Source organism: Streptomyces sp. NBC_01294 (assembly GCF_035917235.1).
GTDB lineage: Bacteria > Actinomycetota > Actinomycetes > Streptomycetales > Streptomycetaceae > Streptomyces > Streptomyces caledonius.
This window is the reverse complement of sequence record NZ_CP108423.1, coordinates 1,227,020-1,249,258: the sequence shown is the minus strand read 5'-3', so window position 1 is coordinate 1,249,258 and position 22,239 is coordinate 1,227,020. Positions and strand designations below refer to the sequence as shown.

Genomic DNA, 22,239 nt, shown 5'->3' with positions numbered 1-22,239 from the left:
CTCGAACTCGGACAACTGTGCGGGTTTCGGCCTGCTCCCGTACGCGCAGGCTCTGAGCGGTGTGATCGTCGTACGGTCCAACGGCTCGGGGGGACTCTCTATGGCACATGTGCTGGTCATCGGTGGAGGTGTCGCAGGGGCGGCCACCGCCCTGCTCGCCGCGCGGCAGGGACACACGGCCGAACTCTTCGAGCGCGACACGCGCGCCCCCGGCACCGCACTCGACCGCGACTTCTTCGGCTGGCGGCGGCCGACCGTGCCGCAAGCGGCGCAGCCGCACGCACTGCTCGGGGCCGCCCGCACCGTCCTGCGGGACGAACTGCCCGACGTCTACGAGGAGATGCTGCGGCTCGGCGCCCGTGAACGGCACGAGCTGGACTGGTTCGATGTACGGCCCCCCGAGCTCCCGGGCGACGAGGGCCTCGTCATGCTGCAGGCCCGGCGCATCGTCCTGGAGAGCGCGCTGGCCACGGCGCTGCGCGCGGAACCGGGGGTCGTCGTGCGCTACGGGGAGCTGGTCACCGGACTGACGACGGCCGCGGACCTCTCGCACCTCTCGCCCCTCTCGCACCTCTCGCCCCTCTCGCCCCTCACGGAGCTTTCGGAGTCGCAGGATCCGGAGCCGTACGCGACCGCCGGGATCCACGTCACGGGAGTGACCACCGAGGCCGGGAACTACGCGGGGGACCTCGTCGTGGACGCGGGCGGGCGGCGCGGGGGCATCGAGCGCAGGCTGGCCGCGGTGGGCTGCCGGCCGCCCGTCGTGGAACGGCACCGCACGGGGCTGGCGTACTTCTGCCGCTGGTACCGGCTGCCCGAGGGCATGGACGAGGGACCGCGCCGCCCCTGGGCGGTGACCGGCGGGGCCTTCGCCGGGTGCGCGGTCTTCCCGGCCGACAACCGGGTGTTCGCCGTGACGCTGTTCGTGCACACCACGGACACCACGCGCTCCGCGCTGCGCGACCCCGTGCTCTTCGAGCGGGCCGCGCGCGCCTTCCCGCCCGGCGCGGCCTGGCTGGCCCTGGGCGCCGAGCCGCTGTCGGGGGTACTGGCCACGGCGAGCCTGGACAACCGGTGGAGCGCCCTGGTCGACGAGCAGGGCCCGGTGGTGACCGGGCTGGTGCCGGCCGGGGACTCGATCACGCACACCAATCCGACCCTCGGGCAGGGCACCTCGCTCGCCCTGTGGGCCGCGCACAGGGTCGCCCGTACGGCACATCAGGACCCGGGATCGGCGCGTTTCGCCCTCGACCACCACGCCTGGGCGGTGCGCACCCTCAAGCCGTGGTTCGACTTCCAGGTGGTCGCGGACGCGGCCATCGGGGAGCGGTTCGCGACCCGGGCCGGGCGTACGGGTTCGGCGCGCGACGTGGCCGCGCTGTTCGACTGCGCGCTGGAGGATCCCGAGGTGATGCGGGCCCGCGCGAAGGTGCGGCACCTGGTGGAGCCGCCGGAGCGGGCGTACGCGGATCCGGAGATCCGGGCCCGGGTGGCGCGCTGGCTGGCCGCGCGGCCGGACTACGCGCCGAACGAGGTGGGGCCGGACCGGGAGGAGTGGGAAAAGCTGACGGCGGGGTGAGGCGGGCCGGGCCGGCGTGCCGCCGCCGACTCAGCCGGCGGTGCCGGCGGCCGGGCCGAGCACCTCGGCGAGGTCGTAGCCGACGACCTCCTCCAACTGGGCGTAGGTGCAGCTCTCCGGGGCCCGGTCGGCCCGCCAGCGGCCGAACTGGGCGGTGTGCCGGAAGCGGTCGCCCTCCATGTGGTCGTACTTCACCTCGACGACCCGCTCGGGGCGCAGCGGCACCCAGGACAGGTCCTTCTTGCCGGTCCAGCGGCTCTGCGCGCCGGGCAGCCGGGCGCTCTCGTGGGCGGACTCCTCGGCCCAGGCCGCCCAGGGGTGCCCGGTCGGGTCGGGCATCCGCAGGGGTTCGAGTTCCTCCACCAGCTCGGCGCGGCGCTTCATGGGGAAGGCGGCGCACACGCCCACGTGCTGGAGGGTGCCGTGGTCGTCGTACAGGCCGAGCAGCAGCGATCCGACAATCGGACCGCTCTTGTGGAAACGGAAACCCGCGACGACCACGTCGGCGGTACGTTCGTGCTTGATCTTGAACATGAGACGGGCATCGGGCCGGTAGAGGAGATCGAGGGGTTTGGCGATCACCCCGTCGAGCCCGGCGCCCTCGAACCGCTCGAACCACTCCTGCGCGAGCGCGGGATCCGTGGTCGCGGGCGCGAGATGGACGGGGGGACGGGCCGTGGAGAGGCACTGGACCAGGGCGGCACGGCGATCGGCGAGCGGGGTGTCGAGCAGCGACTCGTCGCCGAGCGCGAGCAGGTCGAAGGCGACGAAGCTGGCGGGGGTCGTCTCGGCCAGCAGGGCGACGCGGGACTGCGCGGGATGGATCCGCTCGGTCAGCCGGTCGAAATCGAGCCGCCCGCCATGAACGATCACGATCTCGCCGTCGACGACGCAGCGGCTGGGCAGATTGCTCTTCAGGGCCTCCGCCAGCTCGGGAAAGTACCTGGTCAGAGTCTTTCCCGTGCGGCTGCCCAGCTCGATCTCATCACCGTCGCGATGCACGATGGCCCGGAAGCCGTCCCACTTGGCCTCGTACTGCATGCCGGGCGGGATCTTCGCCACGGACTTGGCGAGCATCGGTTTCACGGGAGGCATCACGGGCAGATCCATGCCTCTGATTCTGCGGTGGTACGTCCGGACCCGCCCGGTATGCGCGTATGACCGGGCCCGCCTACCGTGGCGCACATGGGTGCTGCCGGTAATGCGATCGAGCTGGACGCGGGCGGGCGGACGGTACGCCTGTCCAGCCCGGACAAGGTGTACTTCCCGGAGCGCGGGCTCACCAAGCGGCACGTGGCCGAGTACTACCTCGCGGTCGCGGACGGCATCACGCGCGCCCTGCGCAACCGGCCGACGACCCTGGAGCGCTTCCCGGACGGGGTGGAGGGCGAGTCCTTCTTCCAGAAGAGGGCGCCGAAGAACCTTCCCGACTGGATTCCGACCGCCCACATCGCCTTCCCGAGCGGCCGCACGGCCGACGAGATCTGCCCGACCGAGCCGGCCGCCGTCCTGTGGGCCGCCAACCTGGGCTGCCTCACGTTCCACCCCTGGCCCGTGCGGCGCGACGACACCGACCGGCCCGACGAGCTCCGGATCGACCTGGACCCGCAGCCGGGCACCGACTACCACCACGCGGTGGCCGCCGCCCACGAGCTGCGCGCCCTGCTGGAGGAGCTGGGTCTGCGCGGCTGGCCCAAGACCTCGGGAGGCCGCGGGCTGCACGTCTTCGTGCCGATCGAGCCGCGCTGGACCTTCACCGAGGTCCGGCGGTGCGCCATCGCCCTCGGCCGGGAACTGGAGCGCCGGATGCCGGGCAAGGTCACGACGGCCTGGTGGAAGGAGGAACGAGGCGAGCGGATCTTCGTGGACTACAACCAGACGGCCCGCGACCGCACGATCGCCTCCGCGTACTCCGTCCGCCCCCGCCCGCACGCCCCGGTGTCGGCGCCGCTGCGCTGGGACGAGGTGGACGACGCGGAGCCCCGTGACTTCGACATCGTGACGATGCCGGCCCGCTTCGCCGAACTGGGCGACCTGCACGCGGACATGGACGAGCACGCCTTCTCCCTGGACGCCGCGCTGGAGCTCGCGGCCCGCGACGAACACGAGCACGGCCTGGGCGACATGCCCTACCCCCCGGACTACCCCAAGATGCCGGGCGAACCCAAGCGGGTCCAGCCCAGCCGGGCCAAGCACGAGGACTGAGGGTCCATCCGCTCCCGGCATCCGGGGACCGGACCTGATGCGCCTGCGGTCTCAGGCGACCGGTTCGTGGGTCGCCCCGCGCGGCTTCCTCAGCGGCGCCCCAGCAGCTCGGCGATCCGCATGAACCCGTCGGTTCCGTGGCCCTGCCCGATGGCCCGCCGGGCCAGGCCTTCGGCCGCGCGCATCACGCCAGCGTCGATGCCGTGGGCCTCGGAGGCGTGGACGATATGGGCCATGGACGACGCCGCCGAGGTGAGGGGGTTGCCCTCGCCGGAGAACGTTCCGTTGTCCACCTCCTCCGCGAGCCCTTCGAAGATCGGCGGCAGTATGTCGCCGATCCCCTTGGCGAACGGCGCCAGCTGTCGCGCGGTGACCCCTTCCGCTCGCGCCACCGCCACGGCGTGGGCATAGCCCGTCATGGCGGTCCAGAAGATGTCGAGCAGCGCGATGTCGTATGCCGCCGCCCGGCCGATCTCCTCGCCGAGGTGGGTGTGGGTGCCGCCCAACGCTTCCAGGACGGGCCGATGTTCGTGGTAGAGGTCCTCCGGGCCGCTGTGGATGAACACGGCGGCCGGAGTGCCGATGGTCGTGGTCGGCGTCATGATCGCACCGTCCAGGTAACGGATGCCGTGCTCGGCCGCCCACGCCGCGGCATCCCGGGCCCGGTCCGGCGTGTCTGCGGTCAGGTTGACCACCGTGCGCCCCTTGAGTGCGTCGGTGACCGCCGTGCGCCGCAGCACGGCGTCCACCGCGTCGTAGTTCACCACGCACACCACGGTCAGCCGGCTTGAGGCAGCGGCTTCCTCGGCCGACCGGGCACTGACCGCACCCCGCGCGATCAACTCCCGGTCCCGGCCCGGCGTCCGGTTCCAGACCGCGGTGCGCAGGCCGGCGTCCAGGAACGCACCCGCCAGGGATCGGCCCATCGGCCCCAGACCGAGGACGGTGACGGTGACGGCAGACTGTTCGGTGTGTAAAGACATGCTTCAGCTCCGTGCAGATATCGGCAACAGGTAAGGATTGGGGTGAAGATGACGCGCAGTCGTGCCCAGGACCCGAATGTCTGTGGGGTAACCGCCGCGATCGCTGTGATCGACGGGAAGTGGAAGACGGCTCTGCTCTGGCTGCTGGAATCCGGTCCGCACCGCCCGGGCGAACTGCGCCGTCGATTGCCGGGACTCAGCGAGAAGGTGCTGACCCAGGCGCTCCGCGACATGGAGACCGACGGGCTGGTGCACCGGGAGGTGCACGACGCACTCCCGCTGAAGACCGTGTACTCCTTGACCGCGTTCGGCCGGGAACTCTCCGAGGCGTTGGCTCCCCTCTCCGACTGGGGCCACCGACGCCTGGAAAAGCTCACCGACGCCCCGTCGTCGGCCTCCTGACGCATCACATGACCACTCCCCGCGTCACCAGGATCGGCCCGCTGCCGACCGCAGCCAAGTACCCACAAAAAAGTGGGTACGGCCCGCCGCGTCTGGTTGACGTGGCGCTGTTGATCAGTCGTTGATCGGACGTCCATCTGCGGCGGTCAGGCTCTCCGGCATGTCGATGAACACCACTGCCGCAGCTACTGACACCGCCTGGTACGACCTGGCCCTGTGCGCCCAGACGGGCCCGGGCTTCTTCTTCCCGGAGCCGGGCTCGTCCCTGCGCGACGCGAAGCGGCTGTGCGGGGCGTGCGAGGGGAGGGCGGCATGCCTGGAGTACGCGCTGGCCAATGACGAGCGCTTCGGGGTCTGGGGCGGCCTCTCGGAGGCCGAGCGCCTCGCGCTGCGCGCCCGCCGCCGTTGACTCAGGTGCGCGTGGCCTTTCCGCTGGCACGGACCAACCCCACCCGCCGGGCGAGGTCGAACCCCTCGCCCCCGCACTCCTCGCGGCGCGGCGTGTGGGGCACGACCCGCACCGGGTAGTGCCCCCCGACGGGAGAGACGACCCCACCGAAGCGAGGGTCCCCCGCGAACCAGATCCGGTCCGGGTGGTCACCGTCCAGTGCGGCGAGAACGACGGGGAACGGGATGATCCGGAACGTGGCCGTGAAGTTGTCCCCGAACGGGATGACGATGGTCGCGGGGCTTCCGGGCGGTCGTACAGGGTGTCGGCACGGCCACTCGCGCCAGGGGTAGGCCTGGAGTACGGCTGCGACCCGGAGTCGACGGAAGTAGGCGATGACCACCCAGGGGAGGTAGGGGAACACGAGCATGGTCATGAGGGCGAAGCACGTTCCGGCGTGGGGGATGCGGCCGATGCAGGCCAGGGCGATCAACGGAGGACCGCCCAGGCTGAGCACCCACCCAAGGCGGCGGGTGACCAATCGCTTGTAGCCGACAGCCGTCGGCGGGTGGTCCCAGGCCGCTTTGGTGAGTGCGAGGCTCACAGGAGCACCTCCAGGATGCGTGAGGTCCCGGCAGCCGGCGGCACACTCGGTTCGGGGTCGGAGAAGAGGAGGGTGTGCGCGACCGCTTCGAGGATGTCCGTGTAGGCGTCGGCGTGTTGGGTGGCGGCGCTGGTCAGATCGAGGACGAGCAGGTGGAGTCCATCCGGATGCACCGTTGCCACTCTGGCCTGAAAGAGGCGATGCTCCACATCGGGCACGGCGATGATCCCGGCGACCAGGCAGCACGGGAGAGCTGACGGCAGGTCGATGAATCGGCGGATGGAGCTGGTCCACAACGGAGAGTCGGCCATGGCCAGAGCCGTACGTGCAACGGCGAGTCGGGAGTTGGGCTGCTCGACAGGCCGAACGGTCAGCGAGAACAGTGACGTGGTGACGCCGACCGGATCCTCGGGGTGAAAGCCGAGCGCGGTGTGCACGACATGGTGCCCCGTCAGTTTCTCCAGATCATCCATGAGGTGGGACAGCTCCCGTTGCGCGTCGGAGCTGCCCAAGGCCTCGGCGAACGAGTTCAATGACGCCCTGTTTTCAGGGCCGATGTCGTGAAAACCCGGAGGCAGACGAAACCAGACCGGCGGGAGATTGCCCTGCTGCGTCACGGCCTCAGCACCGACCAGACATGGCCGGTCTTCTTGATGGCTGAGGGGGCATCCTCCAGGACACCGCGGGTGCCGTCCACTGCCGTCGCGCTGTGTTCGCGAGCCTCGTTATCCGGGGCGTAGTCGAGTCCGGCGGTCACAGCACCCGTGGCGGCCACGCCCACCCCTACCCGATCTCTGGTTTCCTGGGTCGATGTCCGCAGTGCCCATCCTGTGAGGGGGCTTTCCACCTGCCGCACGTCATCGGCGCTGGTCCATGCCGCATGTCGGAACGCAGTGGCTCCAGGTGCGAGCCCCGTCAGCGCGCTGCCTTCCGGGGCGGCCGCGATCGCTGCGCGAGCGGCCGCCGTGCCTGCCTTGGCGCCAGAGGCGACTGCCGCCAGGCCGGGTACAGTCCCGGCAGCGTCGCCGATCAGCGTCGCTCCGCTCTTCCAGAAGTCCGCGTCGAACTGGCCCTTGGTGAAGCCGTCCGTCAGGGATTTGCGGAACTTCGGGTCCGAGGTGTGCATCACCAGGGCTGCCAAGGACAGGCCGCTGCCGACGAGCATGATCGCGAGCCCCGCCGGCGGGCAGAGGAGGGCTACCCCGGCCCCGATCGCCCCCAGGATCGCCGACGCGTTCGACAGCGCGTCCGCCGGATCCTCGACGATCTTGTTCCAGATCGAGGCCAGTAGGCCCGGTTCCTTCGGGGCCAGCTTGTCCGTCGCCGCGTTCAGGGTCTGCGCCACCCGGCGGGCCGCCGCCGCGTGTTCCGTGGCGAGTTCCTGGGCCAGGCGGCGGACGTCGGTGAGGGCCTCTTCCGTCTTGGCCGCCGCGGCCTGGGACTCGTAGCGTGCGGCCAGCTCGCGGTGGGCGACCAGGGTGTCGTGCCACCCCGTGAGCCGGCGGGCGGCCTCCGCGAGGGAGGTGTGGGCCGAGCCGAGGTAGCGGGGGAGGTCGCGCGAGAGGGAGGCGCGGAAGGCCGTCGCGGCCTCGCCCTGCCACGCCGAGCTGTGGGAGACCAGGTCCTTCACGACGCGGGAGGCCTCCCCGAGGGAGGTCGCCGAGGCGCTGAGCTTCTTGGCCAGGGCCAGGACCGCCGCGGGGTTCCCGGGGGCCGGGTCGAAGCCCAGGGCCGCGTGGTCAGCCATGTGCGGCCGCCGCCCGGAGGAAGGCCGCGCGGATGGCCGCCTCCAGCTCCCCGTACTCCGCGGCGCTGCGGTCCACGCCTTCCCGTACGCCTTTGACGCGTTTGGTCAGCTCCCGCGTGCCGTGGGCCCAGCGCTCCTGGAAGCGGTCGCACGCCGCGTCGAGGTCCGCCGTGCCCAGCTGGTCGGGCCGTACGTGGTCCAGCGCGCGCCGGGCGTCCCGCAGGGAGACCAGGGAGGAATCCAGGGCGCGCGTCAGACGGGTCAGCTGGTCGATGTCCACCTGGAGCGAGGTCATGACGCGAAACCCTGGCAGAGCGGGGCTCTGCCAGGGCAATCGGCATCACTCGCCCGAGCGAGCGGAAATCGGTCAGGCCGTACCGGTCAGGCCGCACCGGTACGGCCGTGTCGGGTCAGGCGTGTCGCGTCAGGCGTGTCGGTCAGCCCTTGCGGGCCGCGATGCGCGCGGCGCGGGCGGCCAGGCGCTCGTCGAACTTGCGGGCCTCGGAGTCCAGGCCGTTCATGAACAGGCCGAGCTCCTCCTGAGCCTTCTGGCCCTCGGGGCCGAGGCCGTCGATGTCCATGATCTTCAGGAAGCGGATCACGGGGCTCAGCACGTCGTCGTGGTGGATCCTCAGGTTGTAGACCCCGCCGATCGCCATCTGCGCGGCCATCCGCTCGAAGCCGGGCATGCCGTGTCCGGGCATCCGGAAGTTGACCACGACGTCCCGCACGGCCTCCATGGTCAGGTCCGGGGCGAGCTCGAAGGCCGCGCCCAGCAGGTTGCGGTAGAAGACCATGTGCAGGTTCTCGTCCTGCGCGATGCGCGCCAGCATCCGGTCGCAGACGGGGTCACCGGACTGGTGGCCGGTGTTGCGGTGCGAGATGCGGGTGGCGAGCTCCTGGAAGGCCACGTACGCCACCGAGTGCAGCATGGAGTGGCGGTTGTCGGACTCGAACCCCTCCGACATGTGCTGCATGCGGAACGCTTCCAGCTTGTCCGGGTCCACGGCGCGCGAGGCCAGCAGGTAGTCGCGCATCACGATGCCGTGGCGGCCTTCCTCGGCCGTCCAGCGGTGCACCCAGGTGCCCCAGGCGCCGTTGCGGCCGAAGAGCGTCGCGATCTCGTGGTGGTAGCTGGGGAGGTTGTCCTCGGTCAGCAGGTTCACGACCAGCGCGATCTTGCCGATGTCGGTGACCTTGGACTGCTCCGGGTCCCAGGCCTCGCCGTCCTCGAAGAAGCCGGGGAAGTTCCGGCCGTCGCTCCACGGGACGTACTCGTGGGGCATCCAGTCCTTGGTGACCTTCAGGTGGCGGTTGAGCTCCTTCTCGACCACCTCTTCCAGCGCGAACAGCAACTTGGCGTCGGTCCACGCCTCCGAGCTGCCGAGGTGGGGCGAGGTGATCGTCACGGGTACTCCTGGGTGCAAAGCGAATTACCTACGGTTCCGTAGCCTACGGAGTCGTAGGTTAAGCGTGACATCAAGGCCAGCCAAGCCCCGGGCGGGTGTATGTCCGGTTACATCCAGTTATCTATGCAGTTTGTGAGGGCCCTGAGAGGGAAGCGGAGGGGCAAAATCACGCCGGCAGGTGGTCGGCGGCCCCTGCCTTGACGACTGAATTGATACATCGGAGGCGTGAGTGGGCCACGCCCTTCCGGAATGGCCGCGGGGGTCGGCGTGCAGTCGCACCCGGCGGTCGTATCAGCAGTCGTATCAGTAGTCGTATCGTGCACATCGGGTTACGCTACGGTCGGTAGTGAAAGTCTCACACGGGGCGACCCGACGGCTCTCGTGACCACTCCACGACCATGCCGCGACCACCCCGGTCTTTGATCGCATCGCCGTCGATCACACCCGTACTTGGAGCAGCACGATGATGGGCACTCTCCGTGGCCTGCGGTCGGACCACGAACCTCGGCAGGTCCCGCCCGAGGTGGAGAAGCTGAACTACGCGATACGCCTGCCCGGCGGCGTCTCCTGCGTGGGCACCGCACGCTCCGCCGTCCGGTCCCTGGTCACCCGGCACGACCTGGGGGAGCTGTCCGACACCGCGGCCCTCGCCGTCTCCGAACTCGTCGCGTGCGCCCACTGGTTCACACCCGACAAGGAGATGATGCTGAAGATCCGCTGGCAGTTCGGTGCGCTGCGGATCGTCGTCTACGACCAGCACCCGCTGCACTCCTCGCCCGAGGTGAGCGAGGAGTGCCGGCGCCGGCGCAGCCGCGGGATGTGGCTGCTCGCCGCGGCCGTCGGGACCTGTGGCGGGGACTGGGGGCTGACTCCTGTCATGACCTCCGCCGGAGGCAGCAAGTCCTGGGCCTTACTGCCCGGTTAGCGCCGTCCCGCCCGTCCCGCCCGTCCGTCCCGTCCGTCCCGTCCGTCCCGTCCGTCCCGTCCGGTGGTCACCACCCGGCACGCTGTCACCTGTCACTCGTGCCACAGCGTCTCCCGGACCTCCTCGGCCGTGGTCGGCCGCAGCTCCCCGTCCAGCAGCAGCCAGCGGGTGATGCCGATCGACTCCAGGAACGGCACGTCGTGGCTCGCCACCACGAGCGCGCCCTCGTACGACTCCAGCGCGTCCGTCAACTGCCGGACGCTCGCCAGGTCCAGATTGTTCGTCGGCTCGTCCAGCATGAGCAGCTGCGGAGCCGGCTCCGCCAGCAGCAGCGCCGCCAGCGCCGCACGGAACCGTTCGCCGCCCGACAGGGTGCCGGCCGGCCGGTCCGCCCGGGCGCCCCGGAACAGGAAGTGCGCGAGCCGCGCCCGGATCAGGTTGTTCGTGGCCTGCGGGGCGAACCGCGCCACGTTCTCCACCACCGACCGGCTCTCGTCCAGTACGTCCAGGCGCTGCGGCAGGAACCGCGTGGTCACGTGCGCCTCGGCTGCCCCGGACACCGGCGCGAGCTGCCCCGCCACCGTGCGCAGCAGTGTGGTCTTGCCCGAGCCGTTGCGGCCCACCAGGGCGATCCGCTCCGGGCCCCGCAGCTCCCACTCGCCCGGTACGGCGGCCCCGTGGGCCAGACGCAGATCGCTCAGCGTCAGGACGCGCCGCCCCGGCGGGACCCGGGTCGCGGGCAGCTCGATCCGGATCTCGTCGTCGTCGCGCACCGCCTCCACCGCGTGGTCCAGGCGCTCCTTCGCCTGCGCCAGCCTCTCGGTGTGCATGATCCGGTGCTTGCCGGCCGACTCCTGCGCCGCCCGCTTGCGCGCTCCCATCACGATCTTCGGCTCGCGCTTGTTCTCGTACATCTTCTGGCCGTACCGCTTGCGCCGCGCCAACTTGACCTGGGCGTCGGCCAGTTCGCGCTTCTGTCGCTGTACGTCGGCCTCCGCGACCCGGACCATCCGCTCGGCCGCCTCCTGCTCGGCGGCGAGCATCTCCTCGTAGTCCGTGAAGTTCCCTCCGTACCAGCGGACTTCGCCGTCGCGCAGGTCGGCGATCTGGTCGACCCGCTCCAGCAGCTCCCGGTCGTGGCTGACCAGGAGCATCACCCCGGACCAGGACTCGACCGCCGCGTACAGGCGGCCCCGGGCCCGCAGGTCGAGGTTGTTGGTCGGCTCGTCCAGCAGCAGGACGTCGGGACGCGCCAGCAGCAGGGCGGCCAGACGCAGGAGTACGGACTCGCCGCCGGAGAGCTCGCCGACGGTACGGTCCAGCCCGATCCGGCCGAGACCCAGCTGGTCGAGCGCGGCAAGGGCCCGCTCCTCCACGTCCCAGTCGTCGCCGACCGCCGTGAAGTTCGCCTCGGTGGCCTCACCCGCCTCGATGGCGTGCAGGGCGGCGCGGGCGGTGCGGATGCCGAGCGCCTCGTCCACGCGCAGCGCGGTGTCGAGGGTGACGTTCTGCGGGAGGTAGCCGACCGAGCCGGCGACGGAGGCCTGGCCCTCGGAGGGCGTCAGGTCACCGGCGATCAGCTTCAGCAGGGTGGACTTCCCGCAGCCGTTGAGCCCGATCAGGCCGGTGCGGCCGGGGCCGACGGCGAGCTGGAACCCGTCGAAGACGGAAGTGCCGTCGGGCCAGTCGAAGGACAGGGAGGAGCAGGTGATGAAAGCAGGGGCATGACTCATGGAGGCCTCCAGGTTGCGTGAGTGGTGCGTGCAACGCGGGGAGACAGCCGACGACTCGGATGGTGACGGTGGTCGGTGTCTCGAACCTCAGACGAGCAATGTCCTGCTCCGTTTCGACGGCGATGGGGCGTCTACGAAGCTACGGGCGGCCGGAGCCGCCCGCAATCGAATAACGGGCGGCGGATCAGCGGGTGTCGCGCATCGGCTCAGCAGGTGGCGCGGCGCGCATCGGATCAGCAGGTGTCGCGCATCAGCTCGGCCAGACTGTGGTCCATGTCGAGGTAGAGGTGTTCGAGGCCGGGCGCGACCACGGTCGCGGCCCGCTCCAGGAACCGGTGCAGCTCGGCCGTCAGCATCAGCACGATCGCGACGCCCTCCGTCGCGTGGAACTCGATCGTGGTCCGGTCGCCGTCGTACGGGCGCACGCGCACGTCGCCGCAGCCCGACGGGCGGTCCAGGCCGGACTCCAGCAGCTCGCGCGAGAAGGTCCACGAGACCGCGACGCCCTCCAGCGTCGCCGGGGCGGGGAAGGCCATGCGCACGGCGAACGGATCCGCACGGTCGTAGCAGAGGGTGACGGGCACGGTCTCGACCTTCGGCGCGGTGGCGACCAGACGGGCCTGTGCGGCCTGCTCGATGACAGTGATCAAGGCTCACTCCCTTGCGGCGGATCTGCGGCCGGACTGTGGGGTGGAGGCCCGGCAATCCGATAGACGCGGGAAACGGCACATCCGTGCACGGGTGGTTGCGTGAGCTGTGTCACCGATTGGCCGGAACCGATCCGTCTGATCGCACAGAGTGACCGGGGGAGTAAAGGATCGCCGGGTTCCGCGGGTTCCGGACAGGTCTCAGAAGGGCTGGTTACCGCTCACTCCACAGGCGCAACGCACTCTGGACGGCGCTCGCGGGGTGCGTTAGCTTCCGGCGCCATGAGACTTCTGGGAATTGGCATGTGCGCGGCAGCCCTGCTGGTGGGCGTGGTGGCCGCCCCCGCCCAGGCCGATACGGGCCGGGACCCCGCGGCGCAGGGCTTACGCGGCGCGGGCTGGGCGCTGAAGGACACCGGGAAGGACGCCCGCTTCCGGGGGCTGGCGGCGGTCAGCCGCACCACGGCCTGGGTGGCCGGTTCCAAGGGGACGGTGCTGCGCACCCTGAACGGCGGCCGCAGCTGGCAGGACGTCTCCCCGCCCGGCGCGGTCGCGGAGGGGCTGGAACTGCGCGACATCGAGGCCTTTGACGCGCGCCGCGCCGTCGCCCTGTCCATCGGGGAGGGCGAGGCCTCCCGGGTGCTGCGCACCGAGGACGGCGGAGCCACCTGGACCGAGACCTTCCGCAACCCCGACCCGCGCGCCTTCTACGACTGCCTGACCTTCTTCGACGCCCGGCACGGACTGGCGATGAGCGACCCGGTGGACGGGAGGTTCCGCATCCTGTCCACGGACGACGGCGGCCGGAACTGGCGGGTCCTGCCGAGCGCGGGCATGCCCGACGCCCTGCCGGGCGAGGCGGGCTTCGCCGCGAGCGGCCAGTGCCTGGTCAGCGCGGGCCCGCGGGACGTCTGGCTGGCCACGGGCGGCGGCGCGAGCGCGCGGGTCCTGCACTCCGCGGACCGCGGCGTGACCTGGCGGGTCGCCGAGTCCACCGTTCCGGCGGGCGACCCGGCGCGCGGCGTCTTCGCCCTCGCCTTCCGGGACCGTACGAGGGGACTCGCGGTCGGCGGCGACTACCGCACCGGACAGGCCTCCCCGCAGGCCGCCGCCGTCTCCGCCGACGGGGGACGCACCTGGCGCCAGGCGCAGACCCCGCCGCCGGCCTACCGCTCGGGCGCGGCCTGGTACCCGTACAGCCGGGGAACGGCCCTCGCGGTGGGGCCGACGGGCACGGACCTGACCACGGACGGGGGCCGCAGCTGGCGCGCGCTGGAGGCGGGTTCGTTCGACACCGTCGACTGCGCGCCGGACACGGGGTGCTGGGCGTCGGGGGAGAAGGGGCGCGTGGCCCGGCTGGAGCACCTCGGCTGAGCCGGGGCGCACCCGCCCACGCCGCCCACCGCGCCTGCTCCGCGCACTCCGCCTACTCCGTCTGCTCCGGCTGCTCCACCCACGCCGCTACACCGCCGGGTTCTCCCGCACCGTCGACAGGTCCGCCGAGGTCTTCGTGGCGATGAACTCGGTGATGCGGTAACTGCAGACGCCCGCCACCGTGAAGGGGTCCTCGGCCGCGATCCTCTCGACCTCGGCCCGGGACACCCCGCCCGCCAGGATGACGCCACCGTCGCGCGGGACCTTGCGTCCCGACGCGAGGAACACGCCGGAGGCGTAGTAGCCGTCCAGCCAGGCGATGTGGGCGTCTATCTCGTCCTCGACGGCTTCGACGGGCGCGGTGTAGGTGAGCTCCATGACGAACATGATCGCCAGGCTACTGTTCGCACCATCATGACGAGTGTGCAGACCCCCGCCGACGAGGCCGAGGCCCGGGCGATACAGGACGAACTACGCCATCAGGTCGTGCTCACCCAGCCCGGCCCCCCACCCGGCCGCGGTCTCGTCGCGGGAGTGGACGTCGCCTATGACGACGCCCGCGACCTGGTCGCCGCCGCGGCCGTGGTGCTCGACGCCGCCACCCTGGAGGTCGTCGAGGAGGCCACCGCCGTCGGGCACGTCAGCTTCCCCTACGTGCCCGGGCTGCTCGCCTTCCGCGAGCTGCCGACCGTACTGGCCGCCCTCGACGCCCTGACCACCGAGCCCGGCCTCGTCGTCTGCGACGGCTACGGCCTGGCGCACCCCCGCGGCTTCGGCCTCGCCTGCCACCTCGGCGTGGTCACCGGACTCCCGGCCATCGGCGTCGCGAAGAACCCGTTCACCTTCACCTACGAGGAGCCGGGCGCCCGGCGCGGCGACGCCTCCGCGCTGCGCGCGGCCGACGGCGCCGAGGTCGGGCGGGCGCTGCGGACGCAGGACGGGATCAAGCCGGTCTACGTCTCCGTCGGGCACCGGGTCTCCCTGGACAATGCGTGCGCCCACGCCCTGGCCCTGAGCCCGAGCTTCCGGATCCCCGAGACCACCCGCCACGCCGACTCCCTGTGCCGGATGGCGCTGCGGGAGGCCTCGTGAGCCGGTGGCGGACCGTCAGCGGACGTCCGCCACCCGGAAGGTGATCCCCGCCTTCTGCAGGCGGTCGATCAGCGCGTCGCCCATGGCCACGGCCGTCGTCAGCTGTCCGGCGGCCTCCGGCAGGGCGTCGTGGGCCAGGCATAGCGCCGCATGCGCCAGCATCTTCGCCGTCTCCCCGTAGCCCGGGTCGCCGCCCGACACCTCGGTGAGCACGCGCCGGCCGCCGCCCTCGCCGACGAACCGCACGGTGAACCAGCTGCGCGCGCGGCGTTCCGCGTCCGGCCCGCTGCCCGGCTCCCAGCGGTTCATCAGCCACCGCCGGGCCGGCGGCACCTGGGCCAGGGCCACCGTCGCGCCCAGCGCCGCCGTACCGCCCACCGCGACCGGGAGGTGCTTGACGGAGGCGTAGTGCCGGTAGCGGAAGTCCGGGCCGTAGCGCTCCAGCGCGGCCGCCGACCGGGCCACGATCTTCGGGTCCAGGGAGGGCAGCGGCAGCGCCCAGGTGCCCGTCTCCCGGCTGAACCGCGGCGCCCCCACCGGCCCGCGCGCCCGCCGCCCCAGCAGCCGGGGCTCGTGCAGCCGGCGGGCGCGTGCGGCCGCCAGGGTCTGGGGGCCGCGGGACAGCGCGGTCAGTGCCGAGCTCAGGGTCCCGCCGGAGAAGAAGGCGTTGGACCGCATGAACCCGTCGACCGTCAGCGGGACCCCCTCCGGCAGCTGCCGGACGGTGAAGTACGCGCCGAGGTCGGCCGGGATCGAGTCGAAGCCGCAGGCGTGCACGATCCGCGCCCCGGTCTCGCGGGCCCGCGCGTCGTGCTCGACGTACATCCGGTCCACGAACTCCGGCTCGCCGGTGAGGTCCACGTAGTCGGTGCCCGCCTCGGCGCAGGCGGCCACGAGCTCCGCCCCGTACCAGATGTACGGACCCACCGTCGTGGCCACCACCCGGGTGGACGCGGCCAGCTCGCGCACCGCCGCCGGGTCGGAGGCGTCCGCGCGCAGCAGCGGCAGCCCGGCGCACGCCGGATCGATGGCGGCCAGCCGCTCGCGCAGCCGCTCCAGCTTCGCGAGGTCCCGGCCGGCGAGGGCCCACCGGCAGCCGGCGGGCGCGTGCGCGGCCAGGTACTCGGCGGTCAGCGCCCCCACGAAGCCGGTCGCGCCGAAGAGCACGACGTCGTAGGCCCGTTCGGGTGCCTCTCCGGGTCCCCGTGCAGGTTCACGTTCGGGCCGGTCCTGCCGATCCGTTGCGTTCATGACCGCTCCTCCCAGCTGGTGTCGGTGGCCGAGGCTAGCGCGGGTCCGCACCGCCCGCGCACCCAGGTGCCGTCTGTCCGGTGGCGAACGGGCCGCGCCCCGGGGACGGCCTGGACGGCCGTTCCCGGGGCGCTGTCGTTCACACCTGCCGGCGGATCAGTTCGTCTGGTAGCCGCCGAAGATGTCGACCACGAGGTCGATGTCGTCCCAGCCGCGGTTCCAGAAGTCGACGATGCCGTTGTTGCCCATGCCGGCCTGGACCAGGTTCGGGACGGTCTCGGACCGCTTCCAGTTCAGGTTGGAGGAGTTGGGCGGGGTGGGCCAGGTGTCCCAGCCGCCCTGGTAGGCGCTCAGCGTGTTCGGGTCCGGGGAGACCGTGAGGTACCCCTCGCCACGGGTGTTGGTGACCGTGGTGTTCAGCACGTAGGCCGTGTTGGTGGGGGTCTTGGTGGACAGCGGCATGTAGATGTAGCCCTGGCCCCCCAGCGGGCCCCACGCCCAGTCCGAGCTGTCACGGGTGTCGAGCAGACGCTCCGGGACGAAGGGCAGATAGGCGCCCCGGCTGCCGACGCGGTAGTAGCCGACGACGTCGACGATGACGTCGGTGCCGTTCCAGGCGCCGTTGCGGAAGTTGACCGAGCCGTCGGGGCCGACCGGCACGATCACCGAGTTGGCGACCGTCTGGCCGGCGCGGAAGTTCACGTTGGACGTGATCGGAACCGCGCCCCCGCTCGGGAAGACGGTCAGGTGGCCGTCCTCGCGCGGGTTGGTCACGGTCACGTTCAGCGCGACCGCCGTGGCGTCGTCCGGGATGCCGTTCCTGCCGGTGAACTTGGCGCCGAACGTGGTCTGCCCGCGGACCTGGCCCGGGGCGGTGCCGGTGCCGTTGCGGGTGTCGACGAAGCGCGACGGCTCCAGCGGGGTGTAGCCGCTGGACGTGGTCCGGGTGAAGTAGCCGGAGACGTCGGCGATCAGGTCGACCGACTCCCAGCCGCCGTTGTAAAGGCTGACGTAGCCGTTCTTGTTGACCGGCACGATCACCAGGTTCGGGACGGTCTGCCCCTTGGCGAAGTTGACGTTCGACGTGATCGGACGCTCGCTGCCCTCGGGCCAGACCGTGACGTGACCGCCGCTGGTGGTGTTGGTCGCGGTGACGTTGAGCACCACGGCCGTGACCCCGGCGGGAATGTCGCCGTTGCCGGAGATCTTCACCCGGGTGGTGCCGTACGCGGGGACCTTGGCCTTCGGACCACCCGTGCCGAGACGGGTGTCCAGGAGGCGGGTGGGCTTGTACGGCGTGAAGTCGGAGCCCGGCGTGACGACGTCGAGGGTGTTGATGCCGCGGTCGCCCGAAGCGTCCTTGAGGGTGACCTTGATCGTGTAGGAGCCGATCTCCGAGTAGGAGTGGGCCACGGTCTGGTTGGTGGGTCCGTAGGTGTCGAAGACGTCGTTGCTGCCGTCGCCCCATTCGATGAACGCCGTGATCTGGGCGTCCGGGTCGATGGCGACGGCCAGGTCCAGGCTGATCCCGCGGGCGCTGGTCCCCTTGGCGCTCAGGCCGACCGTCGGCTCCGAGGCGGCGGTCCCCTGCGCCGCGGCCTTGTCCTTGCCGGCCGGCGCGGTCCGGACCGTGCGCTCGGCGGCGCTGGTGAAGGTGCTGAAGTTCGACGCCGCGGCCTTGCCCAGGTCTGCGTCCGGAGCGCTCAGTCCCTGTGCGTCGGGCTTGGCCGGATCGGCGGCCTGGGCCATGCCCGGTACGAGACCTACGCCGGCCGCGATGACGGCAGCGGAAGCTATGAGTCGGCGATTGCGCACCGGCCCCCCCATTTTCTGTTAAGGCTTGAACGAGTTCGAAAGCTCGCTCAGAGTACACAGACTTCGAACGTTTGATCACCGGGATTTCGGTGCCGGGCGGCACTGTCTTCCGGGTGCCGGAGGTGTCCCGCCCACCTGGTGCGGTGTTGCCCCGAATGTCCGGGCGGGCTCCGTTAGCGTGGGCTGACGACCGACGCCGACGGGAGGCGCTGATGAAGTCCGGAGTGCGCAAGTGGGAGGCGGTACGGGAGTTCGCCCTCGGGCTTCCGGAGGTCGTGGAGGACCATCCGTGGGGTCCCGAGGACTGTGTGATGAAGGTGAACAAGAAGATCTTCGTCTTCCTGGGGAACGCCGACGGGCCCGAGCCGCCCGGCCTGTCCGTCAAGCTCAAGGACGAGGCGCTGCACGGGCACGCGATGACCGCGCCCGGAGCGGAGCCCACCGGATACGGCCTCGGCCGGTCCGGCTGGGTGTCCGTCCCGCTGGGGGAGAAGGGGGCGCCCTCCGCGCAGGTGCTGTGCGAATGGGTGGAGGAGAGCTACCGCACCGTGGCCCTCAAGCGGCACGTCAGGGAGCTGGACGACCGGATCCGGGCAAATGGCTAAGCGCTTGCTCTTGTGCTGAGTGGAACGCGTTCCTAGCATCGCCGGTGTTACATCAGTTGTGTCACACCGTGCGGCTACAGATGCTGGGGGCTCGATGGCAGTGACAGGGAACGGAAGCGGGTACGCGGGCGGGAACGGCCCGCTCGCCGGAGTGCGCGTCGTCGAGCTGGCGGGCATCGGCCCGGGACCGTTCGCCGCCATGCTCCTCGCCGACCTCGGCGCGGACGTCGTGCGCGTCGACCGGCCGGGCGGGGGCGGCCTCGCCGTCAACCCCGCCTACGACCTCACCAACCGCGGCAAGCGCTCCGTCCTGATCGACCTCAAGTCCGCCGACGGCCCCGCCCGCGTCCTCGACCTGGTCGAGCGCGCCGACATCCTGATCGAGGGCTTCCGGCCCGGGGTCGCCGAGCGGCTCGGCGTCGGCCCGGCCGCGTGCCACGCCCGCAACCCGAAGCTCGTCTACGGGCGGATGACCGGCTGGGGCCAGGAGGGCCCGCTCGCGCAGACCGCCGGGCACGACATCGCGTACATCGCCGTCACCGGGGCGCTGGGCATGATCGGCGACCCGGGCGGGCCCCCGGCCGTCCCCGCCAACCTGGTCGGGGACTACGCGGGCGGCTCGCTCTACCTGGTCGTCGGGGTCCTCGCCGCCCTCCAGCACGCCCGTACCCCCGAAGGCGCCGGCCAGGTCGTCGACGCGGCCATCGTGGACGGCACCGCCCACCTCACCGCCATGATCCACGGAATGATGGCGGCGGGCGGCTGGCAGGACCGCCGCGGCGCCAACCTCCTTGACGGCGGCTGCCCCTTCTACGGCACCTACGAGACCTCCGACGGCCGGTACATGGCGGTCGGCGCGCTGGAGCAGCAGTTCTACGACACCTTCGTGGAGCTCCTCGGCATCGAGGACCAGGCCCCGGCCCGCAAGGACCTCGCCCGCTGGGGCGAGCTGCGCGAGGCCGTCGCCGCCCGGTTCAAGACCCGTACGCGCGAGGAGTGGACGGCGGTCTTCGAGGGGAGCGACGCCTGCGTGGCGCCCGTGCTCTCGCTGCGCGAGGCCCCGGACCACCCGCACCTCGCCGCCCGCGGGACCTTCACCGAATTCGGCGGGATCGTCCAGCCCGCCCCCGCGCCGCGGTTCTCGGCGACCCCGGTCGCCGTCACCGGCGGCCCGGCCCGACCGGGCGCGCACACCGGGTCCGTGGCCGCCGACTGGGACGTGCCGTCCCTGCTCCCCGAGGAGAGCTGATGGAACTGTCGATGATGCTCGACTACGCCGGGGACCCGCGCCGGGCCGCCGACGAGGCGGCGGCGCTGGAGTCGGCCGGGCTCGACGCCGTGTGGGTCGCCGAGGCGTGGGGCTTCGACTCCCCGACGATCATGGGCTACCTCGCCGCCCGCACCGAGCGGCTGAAGATCGGCTCGGCGATCCTCAACGTCTACTCGCGCACCCCCGGCCTCATCGCCCAGACCGCCGCCGGCCTGGACGCGCTCTCGGGCGGCCGGGCGATGCTCGGCCTCGGCGCCTCCGGCCCGCAGGTCGTCGAGGGCTGGCACGGGATGCCGTACGACAAGCCGCTCGGCCGGACCCGCGAGACGGTCGAGCTGTGCCGCCGCATCTGGCGCCGCGAGACGATCGACCACCACGGCATCACCGACATGCCGCTGCCGCCCGAGAAGGGCGGCCGGCACGGCAAGCCGCTGAAGATCCTCACCCGGCCGGTCCGCCCCGGGATCCCCGTGTACATCGCCTCGCTCGGCCCGGCCAACGTGCGGATGACCGCCGAGATCGCCGACGGCTGGCTGCCGACCCTCTTCATCCCGGAGAAGGCCCACGCGGTGTGGGGCGGCCCGCTCGCCGAGGGCGCGGCGAAGCGCGCGCCGGAACTCGGCCCGCTGCAGACCGTCGCGGGCGGCCTGCTGGCCATCGGTGACGACGCGGCGGCCGTACGGGACCTGGCGCGCCCGCAGATCGCGCTGTACGTCGGCGGCATGGGCGCCGTCGGCAAGAACTTCTACAACGACCTCGCCGTGGCCTACGGCTACGAGGAGGAGGCCCGGAAGATCCAGGACCTCTACCTCTCCGGGCGCAAGCGCGACGCCGCGGCCGCCGTCCCGGACGAGTTCTGCGAGCTGATGACGCTGTGCGGGCCCGAGGGCTACGTGCGCGAGCGTGTCGAGGCCTTCCGCGAGGCGGGCGTCACCATGCTCAACGTCACCCCCGTCGGCCCCGAGCCGGCCCGCCTGATCGAAACCGTCAAGAACTGGCTTTAGGGAGCCCTCCGATGAAGCGAGCCGTCCGATGAAACGCCGGATCTTCGACGCCGACCACGAGGCGTTCCGCGAGACCGTGCGCACCTTCCTCACCAAGGAGGTGCTGCCGTACTACGAACAGTGGGAGAAGGACGGCATCGTCAGCCGCGAGGCCTGGCGCGCCGCGGGCCGTCAGGGGCTGCTGGGCCTGGCCGTTCCGGAGGAGTACGGCGGCGGCGGGAACACCGACTTCCGCTACGCCGCCGTGATCGCCGAGGAGTTCACCCGGGCGGGCGCCCCCGGGCTCGCCATCGGCCTGCACAACGACATCATCGGCCCCTATCTGACCTCGCTCGCCACCGAGGAGCAGAAGCGCCGCTGGCTGCCCGGCTTCTGCTCCGGGGAGACCATCACCGCCATCGCGATGACCGAGCCGGGCGCGGGCTCCGACCTCCAGGGGATCCGGACCACCGCCGAGGACCGCGGCGACCACTGGGTGCTGAACGGCTCCAAGACGTTCATCTCCAACGGCATCCTCGCCGACCTGGTGATCGTGGTCGCCAAGACCACCCCCGAGGGCGGGGCGCACGGCCTGTCGCTGCTGGTCGTCGAGCGCGGGGCCGAGGGCTTCGAGCGCGGCCGCAACCTCGACAAGATCGGGCAGAAGTCCCAGGACACCGCCGAGCTGTTCTTCCACGACGTCCGCGTCCCCAAGGAGAACCTGCTCGGCGAGCTGAACGGCGCCTTCGTCCACCTGATGACCAATCTCGCGCAGGAGCGGATGGGCATAGCGATGGCCGGCATCGCCGCCGCCGAGTACCTGCTGGAGATCACCACGCAGTACGTGAAGGAGCGCGAGGCCTTCGGCCGTCCGCTGTCCAAGCTCCAGCACATCCGGTTCGAGATCGCCGAGATGGCCACCGAGGTCGCCGTCACCCGGACCTTCCTCGACCGGTGCATCACCGACCACTCCAACGGCGAACTGGACCACGTGCACGCCTCGATGGCCAAGTGGTGGGCCACCGAGCTGCAGAAGCGCGTCGCCGACCGCTGTCTGCAACTGCACGGCGGATACGGATACATGACCGAATACCGGGTCGCGCGGGCCTTCACCGACGGCCGCATCCAGACCATCTACGGCGGCACGACCGAGATCATGAAAGAGATCATCGGCCGCTCCCTCCTCGGCTGAACCTCCCCGGAACCCCTCCGCCCAGCACACTCCGA

The 22,239-nt window shown here is 71.5% G+C and carries 23 protein-coding genes; 11 read left to right on the top strand and 12 right to left on the bottom strand.

Features of this window, described 5'->3' with window-relative positions:
• The first annotated feature begins 100 nt into the window (after positions 1-100).
• Complete coding sequence (locus OG534_RS05815; RefSeq protein WP_326586998.1) at positions 101-1,579, top strand: NAD(P)-binding protein; 1,479 nt, start codon at positions 101-103, stop codon at positions 1,577-1,579.
• Positions 1,580-1,609: 30 nt separating this feature from the next.
• On the opposite strand, the gene OG534_RS05810 is transcribed toward OG534_RS05815, so the two are convergent.
• Positions 1,610-2,689, bottom strand: a complete 1,080-nt coding sequence (locus OG534_RS05810; protein WP_326586997.1) for an ATP-dependent DNA ligase — start codon at positions 2,687-2,689, stop codon at positions 1,610-1,612.
• Between the two features lie 75 nt (positions 2,690-2,764).
• Between OG534_RS05810 and ligD the strand changes: the two genes are divergently transcribed.
• Complete coding sequence (ligD, locus tag OG534_RS05805) at positions 2,765-3,784, top strand: non-homologous end-joining DNA ligase (protein ID WP_326586996.1); 1,020 nt, start codon at positions 2,765-2,767, stop codon at positions 3,782-3,784.
• Positions 3,785-3,873: 89 nt separating this feature from the next.
• Here the strand turns inward: ligD and OG534_RS05800 are convergent, their stop codons facing one another.
• Entirely contained in the window at positions 3,874-4,767 is an 894-nt protein-coding gene (locus OG534_RS05800; protein ID WP_326586995.1) for an NAD(P)-dependent oxidoreductase, read from the bottom strand.
• Positions 4,768-4,815: 48 nt separating this feature from the next.
• Between OG534_RS05800 and OG534_RS05795 the strand changes: the two genes are divergently transcribed.
• Together OG534_RS05795 and OG534_RS05790 are read left to right on the top strand one after the other, a co-directional pair.
• Positions 4,816-5,169, top strand: coding sequence for a winged helix-turn-helix transcriptional regulator (locus OG534_RS05795; RefSeq protein ID WP_326586994.1), 354 nt, complete (start codon positions 4,816-4,818; stop codon positions 5,167-5,169).
• Between the two features lie 160 nt (positions 5,170-5,329).
• On the top strand, positions 5,330-5,578 hold the full coding sequence (locus OG534_RS05790; protein ID WP_326586993.1) for a WhiB family transcriptional regulator: 249 nt from the start codon (positions 5,330-5,332) through the stop codon (positions 5,576-5,578).
• Position 5,579: 1 nt separating this feature from the next.
• On the opposite strand, the gene OG534_RS05785 is transcribed toward OG534_RS05790, so the two are convergent.
• The 5 genes from OG534_RS05785 to OG534_RS05765 all read right to left on the bottom strand — a co-directional run bounded on the left by OG534_RS05785 (position 5,580) and on the right by OG534_RS05765 (position 9,317).
• The gene (locus tag OG534_RS05785) at positions 5,580-6,161 is read right to left on the bottom strand and encodes a hypothetical protein (protein WP_326586992.1); all 582 of its coding nucleotides are present in this window, start codon (positions 6,159-6,161) and stop codon (positions 5,580-5,582) included.
• On the bottom strand, positions 6,158-6,778 hold the full coding sequence (locus tag OG534_RS05780; protein ID WP_326586991.1) for a hypothetical protein: 621 nt from the start codon (positions 6,776-6,778) through the stop codon (positions 6,158-6,160). Before OG534_RS05780 ends, OG534_RS05785 begins: the two co-directional genes overlap by 4 nt.
• Entirely contained in the window at positions 6,775-7,908 is a 1,134-nt protein-coding gene (locus tag OG534_RS05775) for a hypothetical protein (RefSeq protein ID WP_326586990.1), read from the bottom strand. The genes OG534_RS05780 and OG534_RS05775 overlap by 4 nt, the downstream gene beginning before the upstream one ends.
• Positions 7,901-8,203 carry a hypothetical protein gene (locus OG534_RS05770; protein ID WP_326586989.1) on the bottom strand — a complete coding sequence of 101 codons (303 nt, stop codon included), beginning with the start codon at positions 8,201-8,203 and terminating at the stop codon, positions 7,901-7,903. Before OG534_RS05770 ends, OG534_RS05775 begins: the two co-directional genes overlap by 8 nt.
• A gap of 142 nt (positions 8,204-8,345) precedes the next feature.
• Positions 8,346-9,317, bottom strand: coding sequence for an acyl-ACP desaturase (locus OG534_RS05765; RefSeq protein ID WP_326586988.1), 972 nt, complete (start codon positions 9,315-9,317; stop codon positions 8,346-8,348).
• A 463-nt stretch (positions 9,318-9,780) separates the two neighbouring features.
• On the opposite strand from OG534_RS05765, the gene OG534_RS05760 reads away from it, so the two are divergent.
• Positions 9,781-10,242, top strand: coding sequence for an ATP-binding protein (locus OG534_RS05760; RefSeq protein ID WP_326586987.1), 462 nt, complete (start codon positions 9,781-9,783; stop codon positions 10,240-10,242).
• 92 nt (positions 10,243-10,334) lie between these two features.
• Here OG534_RS05760 and OG534_RS05755 read toward each other — a convergent pair whose 3' ends face one another.
• Together OG534_RS05755 and OG534_RS05750 are read right to left on the bottom strand one after the other, a co-directional pair.
• On the bottom strand, positions 10,335-11,975 hold the full coding sequence (locus OG534_RS05755) for an ABC-F family ATP-binding cassette domain-containing protein (protein ID WP_326586986.1): 1,641 nt from the start codon (positions 11,973-11,975) through the stop codon (positions 10,335-10,337).
• Between the two features lie 233 nt (positions 11,976-12,208).
• The gene (locus OG534_RS05750) at positions 12,209-12,625 is read right to left on the bottom strand and encodes an SsgA family sporulation/cell division regulator (RefSeq protein ID WP_326586985.1); all 417 of its coding nucleotides are present in this window, start codon (positions 12,623-12,625) and stop codon (positions 12,209-12,211) included.
• A 300-nt stretch (positions 12,626-12,925) separates the two neighbouring features.
• On the opposite strand from OG534_RS05750, the gene OG534_RS05745 reads away from it, so the two are divergent.
• Positions 12,926-13,996: a WD40/YVTN/BNR-like repeat-containing protein gene (locus OG534_RS05745; protein WP_326586984.1), complete on the top strand. Its 1,071-nt coding sequence runs from the start codon at positions 12,926-12,928 to the stop codon at positions 13,994-13,996.
• A gap of 87 nt (positions 13,997-14,083) precedes the next feature.
• Here the strand turns inward: OG534_RS05745 and OG534_RS05740 are convergent, their stop codons facing one another.
• Positions 14,084-14,383 carry a YciI family protein gene (locus tag OG534_RS05740; protein ID WP_326586983.1) on the bottom strand — a complete coding sequence of 100 codons (300 nt, stop codon included), beginning with the start codon at positions 14,381-14,383 and terminating at the stop codon, positions 14,084-14,086.
• A 27-nt stretch (positions 14,384-14,410) separates the two neighbouring features.
• Between OG534_RS05740 and OG534_RS05735 the strand changes: the two genes are divergently transcribed.
• Positions 14,411-15,088 carry an endonuclease V gene (locus tag OG534_RS05735; protein ID WP_326586982.1) on the top strand — a complete coding sequence of 226 codons (678 nt, stop codon included), beginning with the start codon at positions 14,411-14,413 and terminating at the stop codon, positions 15,086-15,088.
• A gap of 15 nt (positions 15,089-15,103) precedes the next feature.
• On the opposite strand, the gene OG534_RS05730 is transcribed toward OG534_RS05735, so the two are convergent.
• Both OG534_RS05730 and OG534_RS05725 read right to left on the bottom strand, forming a co-directional pair.
• A complete protein-coding gene (locus OG534_RS05730; RefSeq protein ID WP_326586981.1) occupies positions 15,104-16,339 on the bottom strand; it encodes a saccharopine dehydrogenase family protein in 1,236 nt (411 codons plus the stop codon).
• Positions 16,340-16,495: 156 nt separating this feature from the next.
• Entirely contained in the window at positions 16,496-18,088 is a 1,593-nt protein-coding gene (locus tag OG534_RS05725) for a hypothetical protein (RefSeq protein WP_326586980.1), read from the bottom strand.
• 278 nt (positions 18,089-18,366) lie between these two features.
• Here OG534_RS05725 and OG534_RS05720 point away from each other — a divergent pair, with 278 nt between their 5' ends.
• The 4 genes from OG534_RS05720 to OG534_RS05705 all read left to right on the top strand — a co-directional run bounded on the left by OG534_RS05720 (position 18,367) and on the right by OG534_RS05705 (position 22,204).
• On the top strand, positions 18,367-18,759 hold the full coding sequence (locus OG534_RS05720) for an MmcQ/YjbR family DNA-binding protein (RefSeq protein WP_326586979.1): 393 nt from the start codon (positions 18,367-18,369) through the stop codon (positions 18,757-18,759).
• A 94-nt stretch (positions 18,760-18,853) separates the two neighbouring features.
• Positions 18,854-20,008 carry a CaiB/BaiF CoA transferase family protein gene (locus OG534_RS05715; RefSeq protein WP_326586978.1) on the top strand — a complete coding sequence of 385 codons (1,155 nt, stop codon included), beginning with the start codon at positions 18,854-18,856 and terminating at the stop codon, positions 20,006-20,008.
• Entirely contained in the window at positions 20,008-21,033 is a 1,026-nt protein-coding gene (locus OG534_RS05710) for an LLM class F420-dependent oxidoreductase (protein WP_326586977.1), read from the top strand. Before OG534_RS05715 ends, OG534_RS05710 begins: the two co-directional genes overlap by 1 nt.
• A 28-nt stretch (positions 21,034-21,061) precedes the next feature.
• Positions 21,062-22,204, top strand: coding sequence for an acyl-CoA dehydrogenase family protein (locus OG534_RS05705; RefSeq protein ID WP_326586976.1), 1,143 nt, complete (start codon positions 21,062-21,064; stop codon positions 22,202-22,204).
• Positions 22,205-22,239 lie beyond the last annotated feature (35 nt).

Excerpts from the sequence above, each read along its gene's own strand:
- OG534_RS05815 (WP_326586998.1), top strand. The coding sequence starts at position 101 with ATGGCACATGTGCTGGTCATCGGTGGAGGTGTCGCAGGGGCGGCCACC.
- OG534_RS05810 (WP_326586997.1), bottom strand. The coding sequence starts at position 2,689 with ATGGATCTGCCCGTGATGCCTCCCGTGAAACCGATGCTCGCCAAGTCC.
- ligD (WP_326586996.1), top strand. The coding sequence starts at position 2,765 with ATGGGTGCTGCCGGTAATGCGATCGAGCTGGACGCGGGCGGGCGGACG.
- OG534_RS05800 (WP_326586995.1), bottom strand. The coding sequence starts at position 4,767 with ATGTCTTTACACACCGAACAGTCTGCCGTCACCGTCACCGTCCTCGGT.
- OG534_RS05795 (WP_326586994.1), top strand. The coding sequence starts at position 4,816 with ATGACGCGCAGTCGTGCCCAGGACCCGAATGTCTGTGGGGTAACCGCC.
- OG534_RS05790 (WP_326586993.1), top strand. The coding sequence starts at position 5,330 with ATGTCGATGAACACCACTGCCGCAGCTACTGACACCGCCTGGTACGAC.
- OG534_RS05775 (WP_326586990.1), bottom strand. The coding sequence starts at position 7,908 with ATGGCTGACCACGCGGCCCTGGGCTTCGACCCGGCCCCCGGGAACCCC.
- OG534_RS05770 (WP_326586989.1), bottom strand. The coding sequence starts at position 8,203 with ATGACCTCGCTCCAGGTGGACATCGACCAGCTGACCCGTCTGACGCGC.
- OG534_RS05760 (WP_326586987.1), top strand. The coding sequence starts at position 9,781 with ATGATGGGCACTCTCCGTGGCCTGCGGTCGGACCACGAACCTCGGCAG.
- OG534_RS05755 (WP_326586986.1), bottom strand. The coding sequence starts at position 11,975 with ATGAGTCATGCCCCTGCTTTCATCACCTGCTCCTCCCTGTCCTTCGAC.
- OG534_RS05745 (WP_326586984.1), top strand. The coding sequence starts at position 12,926 with ATGTGCGCGGCAGCCCTGCTGGTGGGCGTGGTGGCCGCCCCCGCCCAG.
- OG534_RS05740 (WP_326586983.1), bottom strand. The coding sequence starts at position 14,383 with ATGTTCGTCATGGAGCTCACCTACACCGCGCCCGTCGAAGCCGTCGAG.
- OG534_RS05735 (WP_326586982.1), top strand. The coding sequence starts at position 14,411 with ATGACGAGTGTGCAGACCCCCGCCGACGAGGCCGAGGCCCGGGCGATA.
- OG534_RS05730 (WP_326586981.1), bottom strand. The coding sequence starts at position 16,339 with ATGAACGCAACGGATCGGCAGGACCGGCCCGAACGTGAACCTGCACGG.
- OG534_RS05725 (WP_326586980.1), bottom strand. The coding sequence starts at position 18,088 with ATGGCCCAGGCCGCCGATCCGGCCAAGCCCGACGCACAGGGACTGAGC.
- OG534_RS05720 (WP_326586979.1), top strand. The coding sequence starts at position 18,367 with ATGAAGTCCGGAGTGCGCAAGTGGGAGGCGGTACGGGAGTTCGCCCTC.
- OG534_RS05715 (WP_326586978.1), top strand. The coding sequence starts at position 18,854 with ATGGCAGTGACAGGGAACGGAAGCGGGTACGCGGGCGGGAACGGCCCG.
- OG534_RS05710 (WP_326586977.1), top strand. The coding sequence starts at position 20,008 with ATGGAACTGTCGATGATGCTCGACTACGCCGGGGACCCGCGCCGGGCC.
- OG534_RS05705 (WP_326586976.1), top strand. The coding sequence starts at position 21,062 with ATGAAACGCCGGATCTTCGACGCCGACCACGAGGCGTTCCGCGAGACC.